Raw genomic sequence first — 12,040 nt, 5'->3', positions numbered from 1 at the left:
GATTAGCATTCACACTTTTATCAGACCGTGATTTTATCCACAAGTTCCAGGTGCAACAGTGAATAAATTACGCACAAAATGTGACATGAAGATGATAACAGGGGAAGAGACAACAGGGACGCTTTCCCTGCAGAGCGAACATCTCGGTGCAGGGAAAGATTATATCACGCTTTTATTAGTCGGGAGTAAAGTGGCGTAAATGTTGAACCGTCGCCAGCCATGCGGCTACCCAGCCGATCATGGAGCACACCAGCAGCAACAGCAGGCACTCATCGAACCCTAAGCCACTGATATCAAACTTGGTTCCGAAAACCTGCGCCACTTCAGTCACGGCAGACGAAAGCCGCATCACCAAAATTTCTGACAATATCAGTGAAAGAAATGCGCCGGAAAAACCGAGCAGCGCGCCGCCGTAGAGGAACGGACGGAGGATGAAACCATCCGTTGCGCCAATCAGTTTCTGCACGTTGATGGTATCGCGGCGGGCGAAGATGCTCAGACGCACGCTGTTACCGATGACGAGGAACACCGCCGCCACCATCAGCACGCCTATCATCGCCGACACGCGCCCCACCAGCCCGGTCAGGGCAGCAAGACGGGCGAACCAGCTGTCGTCCATGCGCACTTCATCAATCCCGTTGATACGGGTGATGCGGTCGCGCAGGGTGTTAAGCGAATCGGTACCCTGGAAATCGAGTTTCGGGATCACCACCGCCACGGCGGGCAGCGGGTTCTCTTCCAGCATATCCAGCGCGCCGCCAAAGCCTGACCAGTTGCGGAACTCGCCCAGCGCTTCATCGCGCGAGAGATAGTTAACCTTCTCCACGCCCTGTTCGGCCTGGATTTGCCCGACCACCTGCGCCGCCGCGTTATCGTCGAGCGCTTTATCCAGATAAACGGTGATCTGCGGCGACGGATAATACTGCGACGCTGCCTGGTTAACGTTCTTATAGACCATGTAGCAGACGCTTGGCAGCGTCAGGGAGATGGCGATCACCATCACCGTCAGGAACGTCGCCAGCGGCTTGCTTTTCAGATCCTGCAATGCCCCCTGGAAGGCATAACGCACCTGCTCGTTGAACACGTTGGTCTTGCGGGAAGCCGGTTTTGGCGCCGCTTTCTGGCGCTTTGGCGTATTACGATTGCCGTCACCGCCGCCCTGCGGCTTACGGAAACGGTCAAACCGGTTTCCGAACTGCCGAATCTGGTTCATTGCATCACGCTTGTTCACCGTGGCCTCCGTGCAAATGCCCGTCGCTCAGGGTCAGCATGCGGTACGAACGACGGGAAATGAGCCCAATGTCGTGCGTCGCCATCAATACCGTGACCCCTACGCGGTTGAATTCCTCAAACAGACGCAAAATCCCTTCGGACAGGGCATCGTCCAGGTTACCGGTTGGTTCATCCGCCAGCAGTACGGCAGGCTTGTTCACCACCGCACGGGCGATGCCCACGCGCTGCTGCTCACCGCCGGACAGCTGGATCGGGAAGTTCTTCGCTTTGTCCAGCAGCCCGACCTTATCCAGCGCCGCAGAGACGCGACGGCGGATATCGTCATAGCTGGCGCCGGCAATAATCAGCGGGATAGCGACGTTATCAAAAACGGTGCGATCCATCAGCAGGTGGTGATCCTGGAAAATCATGCCGATCTGACGACGCAGGAACGGCACTTCGCGGTTTTTCAGGCGGCTAATTTCGTGGCCGCTGAAAAAGATTTTCCCGGCGCTGGGCCGTTCGATCCCACAGATAAGCTTGAGCAGGGTACTTTTCCCCGCGCCGGAATGGCCGGTCAGGAATGCCATCTCGCCTGGCTGCAGATGGAACGTTACCCCCTGCAGCGCTTGTCTCCCACCGAGATAGGCCTTGCTGACGTGTTCAAAGCGAATCATTGTTAGTCCTCTCGGGCAAATAATGCCTCAATAAAGTCGTCCGCCTTAAACGGACGCAAATCCTCAATACGCTCGCCCACACCGATGTAACGGATAGGAATGCCGAACTGGTCGGCCACGGAGAAGATCACCCCGCCTTTGGCGGTGCCGTCCAGCTTGGTCAGCGCGATCCCCGTCAGTCCTACCGCTTCATGGAACAGCTTCGCCTGACTGATGGCGTTCTGCCCGGTGCTGGCGTCAATGGTCAGCATAATTTCATGCGGTGCGTCTTCGTCCAGCTTCTTCATGACGCGGACGATTTTCTTCAACTCTTCCATCAGGTGCGATTTGTTCTGCAAACGCCCTGCGGTATCGGCAATCAGCACGTCCACGTTACGCGCCTTCGCCGCCTGGATGGCGTCGAAGATCACGGATGCGGAATCCGCGCCGGTATGCTGGGCAATCACCGGAATGTTGTTGCGCTGGCCCCACACCTGCAGCTGCTCAACCGCCGCTGCACGGAAGGTATCGCCCGCCGCCAGCATCACCGATTTGCCCTGCTGCTCGAACTGACGTGCCAGCTTGCCGATGGTGGTGGTTTTACCTACGCCGTTCACGCCCACCATCAGAATAACAAATGGCGTTTTGCCTTCAATATTAAGCGGTTCGTCAACTTTTGCGAGAATTTCGCCCATCTCGTCTTTCAGCAGGCCGTACAGCGCTTCGGCATCACGCAGCTGTTTGCGGCTCGCCCCTTCGGTCAGGTTGGCGATGATCTTACGGGTGGTTTCCACACCGACGTCCGCAATCAGCAGCTGTTCTTCCAGCTCCTCAAAGAGATCGTCGTCGATCTTCTTGCCGCGGAACAGACTGATAAATCCGGAACCTAAATTTTCTTTGGTTTTGAGCAGGCTACGCTTCAGGCGCGCGAAGAAACCTTCTTTGGTCGGTTTGTCCTGCTCCTGAACGATCTCTTCTTCGGCTTGCAATTCTACCGGCACAACGATAACCGCTTCTTCTGCGGCTTCTGCCGCCAGCGCCTGGGCTTCCAGCTCTTCGTCGGTCAGCTCTGGCTCGCGTGCCGCTTCTTCTTCCACCGCTTCAACAATTTCAACGGTTTCCGCTTCGGCCTGCCACTCTTCAGCAGAAACATCTTCGGCTTTTACCTCTTCCGGCAGCGGCAGCTCTTCGTGCTCAATAACGGCCTGCGGCGCGTGGGTAATGTCTTCGACGACAACCGGCTCTGGCTTCTCGCTTTCCTGAACCTGTTCAGTGACCTCAACCACCTCTTCAGCAAAGGATTCAATCTCTTCTTTGCTGTGCGCCGTTTCTTCCGCGTCGACAACCGCGGCGGTTTCTACAGGCGTTTCAGGCTGCGACTGCTCTTCAACGGCTTGTTGTTCTTCGGTTTTCTGTTCTGTTTCTTGCTCTTTTTCACCGAAGCCCAGCCAGGAAAAGAAGCCACGTTTTTTTTGTTTTGCCATCTGCGACTACACTCCTCGCGGCGCTATATACATGTAAGCTAAAAAAATGATGAAATAGTCTAACACTTTACTTAATTGACATCACCGCCCGCAATCGCAGGCCAATTGTTAACAGAGCTTTCCTGAGATGAAGAAACCCAACCGCGCCCCGGCCGGTCAAATTCGTATTATCGGAGGTCAGTGGCGAGGCCGGAAATTACCGGTGCCGGACAGCCCCGGTTTACGCCCCACTACCGACCGCGTGCGCGAGACGCTGTTTAACTGGCTCGCCCCGTCAATGGTAGACGCCCGCTGCCTGGACTGCTTCGCCGGAAGCGGCGCATTAGGGCTTGAAGCGCTGTCGCGCTATGCCGCCAGCGCCACGCTGCTGGAGATGGAGCGCGGCGTGGCGCAGACGCTGCAGCAAAATCTGGCGACGCTGAAGGCGAGCAACGCCAAAGTGGTCAACACCAACACGCTGAGCTTCCTCGCGCAACAGGGCACACCGCACAACGTGGTGTTCGTCGACCCACCGTTCCGCAAGGGGCTGCTGGAAGAGACGTTATCCCTGCTGGAGCAAAACGGCTGGCTGGCGGATGACGCGCTAATCTATGTAGAAAGCGAAGTGGAGAACGGTTTGCCGCCGGTGCCCGCGCACTGGGATCTGCACCGCGAAAAGGTCGCCGGTCAGGTTGCTTATCGTCTGTATCACCGTCAGGCACAAGGAGGATCCGATGCCGGTACTGATTAACCTGGGACGTTTGCTGATGCTGGGCGTCTGGGCGTTTTTGATTCTGAATCTGGTGCATCCTTTCCCGCGCCCGATGAACATTTTCGTTAACGTGGCGCTGATTTTCACGTCGTTTATGCACGCCCTGCAGATGGTGATGCTGAAAAACGGTCTTCCGAAAGACGGCCCGCAGATGACCGGATGGCAGCAGCTGCGCGTGTTTATTTTCGGCGTGTTTGAACTGCTGGTGTGGATGAAGAAGTTTAAGGCGCAGGTGAAGAAGTAACACCCTCACCCTAACCCTCTCCCAGAGGGAGAGGGGACGATTACACCCTCTCCCTCTGGGAGAGGGCCGGGGTGAGGGGAAAATTACAGCTCCGGTTCAAACCCTTCAAACCGCGATCCTTTATAGTTCAACGTCCCTTTATCCCCCACTGTCAGCTGATGGTACTGCTGCGCCTCCAGGCGGAAGGTCACCTCCAGCCCGCCGGTTTCCGGCTTAAAGCTCGCTTCATAGCGCATGCTGGTTCCAGCGGGCGTCACCTGCTGCTGGCGCGAGCGGCGGTCGTTGAGCGGTTTCTCACGCTTGTTCGTCACCACCACGCGCTTTTGCATCAGCGGCGCGGCGTCGTTATCCGCCTTCTCGCGGCGCTGCTGCACGAAACGGAACGAGGCGGCAATGACGATAATCGCCACCACGACAATGAAAAAAAGCGGCATCTTGCTCATTGATAAATCCCATCAGATTTTGCGGAATTCAGGATACCTTGCCTTCCCCGTCATTGCCAAACGCCCGCCCGCGTCACTACACTGGATCAGAAACTGATTATTCAGCCTCAACAGATACAGGGAGTTAATATGCTTTGGTCATTTATCGCCGTCTGTTTGTCCGCATGGCTTTTTGTCGATGCGTCGTATCGTGGCCCTGCCTGGCAGCGCTGGCTGTTCAAACCCGTCACGCTGCTGCTCCTGCTGCTGCTGGCCTGGCAAGCGCCGATGTTTAACGCCGTCAGCTATCTGGTCCTCGCCGGGCTGTGTGCGTCCCTGATAGGCGATGCGCTGACTCTGCTCCCCCGTCAGCGCCTGCTCTATGCCGTCGGCGCGTTCTTCCTGTCGCATCTGCTTTACACCATCTACTTTGCCAGCCAGATGACGCTCTCCTTCTTCTGGCCGCTGCCGCTGGTGCTGCTGGTGATTGGCGCGCTGTTGATTGCGGTGATTTGGTCGCGTCTGGAAGAGATGCGTTTGCCGGTCTGTACCTTTATCGCCATGACGCTGGTGATGGTGTGGCTTGCAGGCGAGCTGTGGTTCTTCCGTCCGACGTCTCCGGCAATGTCAGCGTTCTTTGGCGCGGCGCTGTTGCTGATCGGGAATATCGTCTGGCTGGGCAGCCACTATCGCCGTCGCTTCCGCGCGGATAACGCGATTGCCGCCGCCTGCTACTTTGCCGGGCACTTCCTGATCGTGCGTTCGCTGTATATTTAAATAAGTCTTGACTCTGGAGTCGACTCCAGAGTGTATGCTGCGGTTAATGAGAAAATTATCATTACCGGAGACTGCCATGTCGACTCCAGAAACATCTAAAAAAGTTCCACAATTCTCGGCACTTAAGCTCAGCCCGGTTCCGCCGAAAGACGACTGCTGCTGCGAAGGCGCGTGCGAAACGCAAACTGAAATGCTGCCTGAAAGCGGCAACCGCTACAGCTGGGTCGTCAACGGCATGGACTGCGCGGCCTGCGCGCGCAAAGTGGAAAACGCGGTGATGCAAGTGCCGGGCGTGAGTCACGTTCAGGTGCTGTTCGCCACCGAAAAACTGCTGGTCAGCGCCGAAAGCGACGTCAGCAAACAGGTTGAAGCCGCCGTCAGCAAGGCGGGCTATACCCTGCGTAGCGAAACGGCCCCCGTCGAAAAAACCTCCTCCCTGAAAGAAAACCTGCCGCTCATTACGCTCATCATCATGATGGCCCTGAGCTGGGGGCTGGAGCAGATTAACCACCCGTTCGGCAATCTGGCGTTTATCGCCACCACGCTGGTCGGGCTGTTCCCGATTGCCCGCCAGGCGCTGCGCCTGATGAAAAGCGGCAGCTGGTTTGCCATCGAAACGCTGATGAGCGTGGCAGCCATCGGCGCGCTGTTCATTGGCGCGACGGCGGAAGCGGCGATGGTGCTGCTGCTGTTCTTAATCGGCGAACGGCTTGAGGGCTGGGCGGCGAGCCGGGCGCGTAAAGGGGTCAGCGCACTGATGGCGCTGAAGCCTGAAACCGCCACACGGGTAAAAAACGGCAATCGTGAAACGGTGGCGATTAATACCCTACGTCCCGGAGACGTGATTGAAGTCGCCGCGGGCGGTCGTTTACCCGCCGACGGCGCGCTGGTTACCGCCACCGCCAGCTTCGACGAGAGCGCCCTGACCGGGGAATCCATTCCGGTAGAACGCGCGGCAGGTGAAAAAGTGCCTGCTGGTGCCACCAGCGTCGACCGTCTGGTGCAGCTGACGGTCCTTTCCGAACCGGGCGACAGCGCCATCGACCGCATCCTCAGGCTGATAGAAGAAGCCGAGGAGCGCCGCGCGCCCGTCGAGCGTTTCATCGACCGTTTTAGCCGGATTTATACCCCTGCCATCATGCTGGTTGCCCTGCTGGTTACTATCGTGCCGCCGCTGGTCTTCGGCGCACCGTGGGAGGGCTGGATCTATAAAGGGCTGACGCTGCTGCTGATCGGCTGCCCGTGCGCACTGGTGATCTCCACGCCTGCGGCGATTACCTCCGGGCTGGCAGCGGCGGCACGTCGCGGGGCGCTGATTAAGGGCGGCGCGGCGCTGGAGCAGCTGAGCCAGGTTCAGCATATCGCGTTCGATAAAACCGGCACGCTGACCGTCGGCAAGCCGCAGGTCACCGGCGTGTATCCGCAGGATATCGGTGAAGATGAACTGCTTACGCTGGCCGCCGCCGTTGAGCAGGGTTCCACTCACCCGCTGGCGCAGGCGATTGTGCGTGAAGCGCAGTCGCGCGGGTTGGCAATTCCGACGGCAACGGCACAGCGGGCGCTGGTCGGGTCGGGGATTGAGGCCACCGTTGACGGTAAAAAGGTGCTGATTGTCGCGGCGGGCAAGTCTTCTCATCCAGAGGTTGAGGCGTTAGAACAGACCGGACAAACTGTCGTGACCCTCATGCAGGACGGCGTCGCGAAAGGGATGCTGGCGCTGCGCGACACCCTGCGCGATGACGCCAAAGAGGCCGTGACGGCGCTGCATCAGCTTGGCGTACAGGGCGTGATCCTGACCGGCGATAATCCGCGCGCGGCGGCGGCAATTGCCGGTGAGCTGGGGCTGGAATTCAAGGCCGGATTGCTGCCCGCAGATAAAGTCCGCGCGGTCACGGAGCTGAACGCCTTCGCCCCGCTGGCGATGGTCGGTGACGGCATTAACGATGCGCCTGCGATGAAGGCGGCAACCATCGGCATTGCAATGGGCAGCGGCACCGACGTGGCGCTGGAGACGGCGGATGCGGCGCTGACCCACAACCGCCTGACCGGGCTGGCGCAGATGATTAGCCTGGCGCGGGCGACGCGCGCCAACATCCGCCAGAACATTGGGATTGCGCTGGGGCTGAAGGGGATATTCCTCGTCACCACCCTGCTCGGCATGACCGGCCTGTGGCTGGCGGTGCTGGCGGATACGGGTGCAACGGTGCTGGTAACGGCAAATGCGTTGCGGTTATTACGTCGGAAATAAAATCGTTATCGAACCGTAGGCCGGGTAAGGCGCAGCCGCCACCCGGCAGTGGGTTGGGTCGGGGTGCGGCCTGATGCCCTCACCCCGACCCTCTCCCACGGGGAGAGGGAGAAGAGCGGCGTCACTGCATCCCTAACACCCCCGGCAACCATAATGAAATCGCCGGGATGTACGTCACCATCCCCAGCACCACCAGCAGCATGCCGTAAAATGGCAGCATGGCGCGCACCACGGTTTCAATCTTCTGCTTGCTCACCGCGCTCGCCACGAACAGCACCGACCCAACCGGCGGGGTGATCAGCCCGATCCCCAGGTTCACCATCATGATCATCCCGAAATGCACTGGGTCGATCCCCAGCGAATTGGTCACCGGCAGCAGCACCGGGGTCAGGATCAGGATGATCGGCGCCATGTCCATCAGCGTGCCAATCAGCAGCAGCATGACGTTGAGGTACATCAGGATCACGTACTTGTTATCGGAGAGCGAGGTGAAGAACTCGGTGATGCGGGTCGGGAGCTGCATGTAGGTCATCACCGCGCCAAAGGCCGCCGCAAAGCCAATCAAAATCATCACGATGGTGACGGTTTTCACCGTCCGGCACAGCAGCTTCGGCAGTTCGCTCCACTTATAATCGCGGTAGATGAACATGGTGACGAAGAACGCCCACAGGCAGGCCACGGCGGCGGATTCGGTTGCCGTGAAGATCCCGGACAATATCCCGCCGAGGATGATCACGACCGTCATCAGCCCCCACAGGGCATCGAGCAATATCTTCAGCGCCTGCTTAAACGGGATTTTCTCGCCTTTCGGGTAGCCGCGCTTATGGGCGAAGCCGAGGCAGAGGATCATCAGACATAACCCTAACAGCAGCCCCGGCAGCACGCCCGCGATAAACAGCGTGGCAATAGAAACCGTCCCGCCCGCGGCCAGCGAGTAAATGACCGAGTTGTGGCTGGGCGGGATCAGAATCGCCTGCACGGAACCGCTGGCCGTTACCGCCGCCGCATATTCCCGCGGGTAGCCCTTCTTCTCCATCTCCGGGATCATCACGCTGCCGATAGAGGCCGTATCCGCCACCGACGAGCCGGAAATTGCGCCGAAGAACGTTGAGGCGACAATATTCACCAGCGACAGCCCGCCGCGAATAAAGCCGACAAACACGTAGGCGAAATTCACCAGCCGTCGGGCAATGCCCCCTTCCGCCATGATCGCCCCGGCAAGGATAAAGAACGGGATCGCCAGCAGGGTAAACTTGTTCACCCCGCTGGTGATTTGGATCATCAGCGCCTCCAGCGGCAGATCGATCCACAACGCCCCCGCCACGGCGCTTAACCCGACGGCGAAAGCCACAGGCATTCCCAGCGCCAGCAGTATGGCGAGGGTGAATAACAAAACGAATGCATCCATTGTTCACCCCTTAACTGTGGTTGCCGATAAGCACGACGGGACGGTTTTCCTGCGAGCCAAACAGCAGGCGTTCAATCACAAACAGGATCAGAATGGCCGACCCGACGGGCAGCGGCAGATAGCTTTCGCCAGAGGTCAGGAGTGGGAACTCCGCGACGGGCTGTTCCCAGAGGTCGACGCACAGCCAGAGGCTGTACCAGAACATCAGGGCGGAGATCAGCAGCATCAGCAGGTCGACCACGCGGGCGCAGAGGTTTTTCAGCATGTCGGGCAGACGGTCGGTGAGCATGTTTACCGCGATGTGCGACCCAGCGCGATACCCTACCGCCGCGCCAATAAAGGTAAAGGTCACCATGCAGATAATAGCGATCGGCTCCGGCCAGGATTCCCCGCGGTTAAGCACGTAGCGCGAGAAGATGCCAATCGGGATAACTATCGTCATGACCAGCAGCGAGACGCCCGCCACGGTCATGGCGAGCAGATACAAACGGTCCATCCACTTCAGGTAGAGTTCGGACATACGTACTCCGTTTTACTGGACGTCAGCGATGGCTTTCATCAGATCCTGATGCTTGTCGCCATACTGTGCGCGCACCGGCTCTGTGGCTTTGATAAACACCGTTTTGTCGATGTCGTGGAACTGCACCCCACCTGCCTTCATTTTCGCCAGCGCCTGGTCGTTATAGGCCTGCCAGAGCTTGCGCTGCTCGAACTGCGCTTCGCGGGCCAGCGTCAGGACCTTTTGCTGCTCGTCGGCGCTGAGCTTGTCCCATTTCACTTTTGAGTAGAGGAGCATTTCCGGGGTGATAAAGTGGCCGCTGAGGGTGTAGTTTTTGGCGACCGGCATGTAGTTGTGGGCGATAAAGGTTGGCGGGTTGTTCTCCGCGCCGTCGATCACCCCGGTCTGCATACCGCTGTAGACTTCGCTCACGCCCATCGCGACCGAGTTTGCCCCCATATCCTTAAGCGTGGCGAGCGCCACCGGGCTACCCTGCACGCGGATTTTTTTCCCTTTCAGATCTTCCGGTTTAACGATCGGCTCTTTGGTGATCAGGTTACGGGTGCCGGAATCCATCCAGCCGAGGAACACCAGCTTCGATTTCGGGTTCGCGGTCAGCTTGTCGCCAATCTGCTTGCCGATATCTCCGTCGATCACCTTGTGCATGTGGTCCTCATCGCGGAAGACATACGGCAGCGTGAAGACTTCGATATCCGGCAGGATGGCGGCAACCGGCGCCATCGAGACGCGGATCATGTCGATAGCCCCCATCTGCGCCTGCTCAATCATCTGCTTTTCATCCCCGAGCACGCCGCCGGGGAAGACTTTGATCTCCAGCTTGCCGTCGGTTTGCTGCTTGAGTTTTTCACCCATGTGCTGAACCGCCACCACGTTCGGGTAGCCTTCGGGGTGTACATCGGCAGCTTTGATGGTTTGAGCAGAAACGGTGCAGGCAAAAGCAGACAGACACAGCGCGGCCAGTAACGGCTTGAGGGTCGTTTTCATCGGGTCAACTCCAGGGTAGTGAGATAAGCGTTAAAACGGCGTTTTATTTTTATACGCTTAAAAATTAGACTACGGCTGGAAAAGCGGAGGTGAAGCGCCTCACAAAAGCGCGAAAATTTGAAACGATGGTTTAGAAAGGTTTTCCCCTCTCCCCGTGGGAGAGGGTCGGGGTGAGGGCATCTTGCCGCACTTACCCCTTACGAATCACATACCGGTACGGCAGCGTTTCGGTCTGCTGCGCCACCAGCTCATGCTCCATAAAGGTACAAAAGCCGGGAATATCGCGGGTGGTGGCCGGATCGTCTGCGATGATCAGCAGCGTTTCACCGGTCTGCATAGTGCGCACAGTTTTGCGCACCATCATTACCGGCTCCGGGCAGCGGAGGCCCTGAGCGTCAAGGGTGTGGTCTGGGCTGGAAAACAGGTCGGTCATGGTCTTCTCGATCAAAATAAAACGGCTGTAGTTTACGCCCGGTTGCCGCCAATGCAAACCAGGTTAACGGTTGCGTGAAAATTAGCCATTGCAAAGTCCCGTCAAAGCAGTATCATGCGGCGGTTTTTATTGGGTTCCCTCACCCCAACGTATAAAAAGGTCACAATATGACGCAGTTTTCTCAATCACAGCGCGTAAAAGCGTTGTTCTGGCTTTCGCTTTTTCATCTGCTGGTGATCACTTCCAGCAACTATCTGGTGCAGCTCCCGATCTCCATTTTTGGTTTCCATACCACCTGGGGCGCGTTCAGTTTTCCGTTTATTTTCCTCGCCACCGATCTGACCGTGCGAATCTTTGGCGCACCGCTGGCGCGTTGCATTATTTTCGCGGTGATGCTCCCGGCGCTGTTCGTGTCGTATGTGATCTCTTCTCTGTTCTACATGGGAAGCTGGCAGGGTTTTGAGGCGCTGACGCACTTCAACCTCTTTGTCGCCCGTATCGCCGCCGCCAGCTTTATGGCCTACGCGCTGGGGCAGATCCTCGACGTTCACGTGTTTAACCGCCTGCGTCAAAATCACCGCTGGTGGATGGCGCCTACGGCCTCCACGCTGTTCGGAAACGTGAGCGATACGCTGGCCTTCTTCTTCATCGCCTTCTGGCGTAGCCCGGATGCGTTCATGGCCGAACACTGGATGGAAATCGCCCTGGTGGACTACTGCTTCAAGGTGCTTATCAGTATTGTATTCTTCCTGCCGATGTACGGCGTGCTGCTGAATATGCTGCTGAAAAGGCTGGCAGATAAATCTGAAATCACCGCATTGCAGGCAGGTTAAAGGTTCGCTTTATCAGTTGTGATAAGATGAGCGAATGAGCCGCTATGGCCGTTTATCGAAAGGAAGAA

Annotated in this window: 13 protein-coding genes; 5 read left to right on the top strand and 8 right to left on the bottom strand. The window is 57.9% G+C overall.

Going from position 1 to position 12,040, the window contains the following annotated elements; all coding sequences use genetic code 11:
• Positions 1-175 precede the first annotated feature (175 nt).
• Genes ftsX through ftsY form a run of 3 tightly spaced genes read right to left on the bottom strand, consistent with a single transcriptional unit; the run spans position 176 to position 3,352 of the window.
• Positions 176-1,231 carry a permease-like cell division protein FtsX gene (gene ftsX, locus KW829_RS17505; RefSeq protein ID WP_108417694.1) on the bottom strand — a complete coding sequence of 352 codons (1,056 nt, stop codon included), beginning with the start codon at positions 1,229-1,231 and terminating at the stop codon, positions 176-178.
• On the bottom strand, positions 1,218-1,889 hold the full coding sequence (ftsE, locus tag KW829_RS17500; protein WP_008500091.1) for a cell division ATP-binding protein FtsE: 672 nt from the start codon (positions 1,887-1,889) through the stop codon (positions 1,218-1,220). The genes ftsX and ftsE overlap by 14 nt, the downstream gene beginning before the upstream one ends.
• 2 nt (positions 1,890-1,891) lie before the next feature.
• Positions 1,892-3,352, bottom strand: a complete 1,461-nt coding sequence (ftsY, locus tag KW829_RS17495; protein WP_218308726.1) for a signal recognition particle-docking protein FtsY — start codon at positions 3,350-3,352, stop codon at positions 1,892-1,894.
• A 127-nt stretch (positions 3,353-3,479) separates the two neighbouring features.
• Here ftsY and rsmD point away from each other — a divergent pair, with 127 nt between their 5' ends.
• Both rsmD and KW829_RS17485 read left to right on the top strand, forming a co-directional pair.
• Positions 3,480-4,082 carry a 16S rRNA (guanine(966)-N(2))-methyltransferase gene (rsmD, locus tag KW829_RS17490; RefSeq protein ID WP_010436505.1) on the top strand — a complete coding sequence of 201 codons (603 nt, stop codon included), beginning with the start codon at positions 3,480-3,482 and terminating at the stop codon, positions 4,080-4,082.
• The gene (locus KW829_RS17485) at positions 4,066-4,347 is read left to right on the top strand and encodes a DUF1145 family protein (protein WP_010436509.1); all 282 of its coding nucleotides are present in this window, start codon (positions 4,066-4,068) and stop codon (positions 4,345-4,347) included. The genes rsmD and KW829_RS17485 overlap by 17 nt, the downstream gene beginning before the upstream one ends.
• A gap of 83 nt (positions 4,348-4,430) precedes the next feature.
• Here KW829_RS17485 and KW829_RS17480 read toward each other — a convergent pair whose 3' ends face one another.
• A complete protein-coding gene (locus KW829_RS17480) occupies positions 4,431-4,790 on the bottom strand; it encodes a DUF2500 domain-containing protein (RefSeq protein ID WP_218308725.1) in 360 nt (119 codons plus the stop codon).
• Positions 4,791-4,919: 129 nt separating this feature from the next.
• Between KW829_RS17480 and KW829_RS17475 the strand changes: the two genes are divergently transcribed.
• Together KW829_RS17475 and zntA are read left to right on the top strand one after the other, a co-directional pair.
• Positions 4,920-5,546, top strand: a complete 627-nt coding sequence (locus KW829_RS17475) for a lysoplasmalogenase (RefSeq protein WP_010436513.1) — start codon at positions 4,920-4,922, stop codon at positions 5,544-5,546.
• A 76-nt stretch (positions 5,547-5,622) separates the two neighbouring features.
• The gene (zntA, locus tag KW829_RS17470) at positions 5,623-7,794 is read left to right on the top strand and encodes a Zn(II)/Cd(II)/Pb(II) translocating P-type ATPase ZntA (RefSeq protein WP_218308724.1); all 2,172 of its coding nucleotides are present in this window, start codon (positions 5,623-5,625) and stop codon (positions 7,792-7,794) included.
• 121 nt (positions 7,795-7,915) lie between these two features.
• Here the strand turns inward: zntA and KW829_RS17465 are convergent, their stop codons facing one another.
• The 4 genes from KW829_RS17465 to tusA all read right to left on the bottom strand — a co-directional run bounded on the left by KW829_RS17465 (position 7,916) and on the right by tusA (position 11,139).
• Entirely contained in the window at positions 7,916-9,202 is a 1,287-nt protein-coding gene (locus tag KW829_RS17465; RefSeq protein ID WP_172701540.1) for a TRAP transporter large permease, read from the bottom strand.
• A 10-nt stretch (positions 9,203-9,212) separates the two neighbouring features.
• The gene (locus KW829_RS17460) at positions 9,213-9,722 is read right to left on the bottom strand and encodes a TRAP transporter small permease (RefSeq protein WP_010436519.1); all 510 of its coding nucleotides are present in this window, start codon (positions 9,720-9,722) and stop codon (positions 9,213-9,215) included.
• A gap of 12 nt (positions 9,723-9,734) precedes the next feature.
• On the bottom strand, positions 9,735-10,706 hold the full coding sequence (locus tag KW829_RS17455) for a TRAP transporter substrate-binding protein (protein ID WP_042713324.1): 972 nt from the start codon (positions 10,704-10,706) through the stop codon (positions 9,735-9,737).
• A 190-nt stretch (positions 10,707-10,896) separates the two neighbouring features.
• The gene (gene tusA, locus KW829_RS17450; RefSeq protein WP_010436523.1) at positions 10,897-11,139 is read right to left on the bottom strand and encodes a sulfurtransferase TusA; all 243 of its coding nucleotides are present in this window, start codon (positions 11,137-11,139) and stop codon (positions 10,897-10,899) included.
• 167 nt (positions 11,140-11,306) lie between these two features.
• On the opposite strand from tusA, the gene KW829_RS17445 reads away from it, so the two are divergent.
• Entirely contained in the window at positions 11,307-11,972 is a 666-nt protein-coding gene (locus KW829_RS17445; protein ID WP_218308723.1) for a 7-cyano-7-deazaguanine/7-aminomethyl-7-deazaguanine transporter, read from the top strand.
• Positions 11,973-12,040 lie beyond the last annotated feature (68 nt).

Source organism: Enterobacter sp. ENT02 (assembly GCF_019219165.1).
Lineage (GTDB): Bacteria > Pseudomonadota > Gammaproteobacteria > Enterobacterales > Enterobacteriaceae > Enterobacter > Enterobacter mori.
The sequence above is the reverse complement of the archived record's forward strand: the minus strand, read 5'-3'. Positions and strand labels throughout refer to the sequence as shown.

Excerpts from the sequence above, each read along its gene's own strand:
- ftsE (WP_008500091.1), bottom strand. The coding sequence starts at position 1,889 with ATGATTCGCTTTGAACACGTCAGCAAGGCCTATCTCGGTGGGAGACAA.
- ftsY (WP_218308726.1), bottom strand. The coding sequence starts at position 3,352 with ATGGCAAAACAAAAAAAACGTGGCTTCTTTTCCTGGCTGGGCTTCGGT.
- rsmD (WP_010436505.1), top strand. The coding sequence starts at position 3,480 with ATGAAGAAACCCAACCGCGCCCCGGCCGGTCAAATTCGTATTATCGGA.
- KW829_RS17485 (WP_010436509.1), top strand. The coding sequence starts at position 4,066 with ATGCCGGTACTGATTAACCTGGGACGTTTGCTGATGCTGGGCGTCTGG.
- KW829_RS17480 (WP_218308725.1), bottom strand. The coding sequence starts at position 4,790 with ATGAGCAAGATGCCGCTTTTTTTCATTGTCGTGGTGGCGATTATCGTC.
- KW829_RS17475 (WP_010436513.1), top strand. The coding sequence starts at position 4,920 with ATGCTTTGGTCATTTATCGCCGTCTGTTTGTCCGCATGGCTTTTTGTC.
- zntA (WP_218308724.1), top strand. The coding sequence starts at position 5,623 with ATGTCGACTCCAGAAACATCTAAAAAAGTTCCACAATTCTCGGCACTT.
- KW829_RS17465 (WP_172701540.1), bottom strand. The coding sequence starts at position 9,202 with ATGGATGCATTCGTTTTGTTATTCACCCTCGCCATACTGCTGGCGCTG.
- KW829_RS17460 (WP_010436519.1), bottom strand. The coding sequence starts at position 9,722 with ATGTCCGAACTCTACCTGAAGTGGATGGACCGTTTGTATCTGCTCGCC.
- KW829_RS17455 (WP_042713324.1), bottom strand. The coding sequence starts at position 10,706 with ATGAAAACGACCCTCAAGCCGTTACTGGCCGCGCTGTGTCTGTCTGCT.
- tusA (WP_010436523.1), bottom strand. The coding sequence starts at position 11,139 with ATGACCGACCTGTTTTCCAGCCCAGACCACACCCTTGACGCTCAGGGC.
- KW829_RS17445 (WP_218308723.1), top strand. The coding sequence starts at position 11,307 with ATGACGCAGTTTTCTCAATCACAGCGCGTAAAAGCGTTGTTCTGGCTT.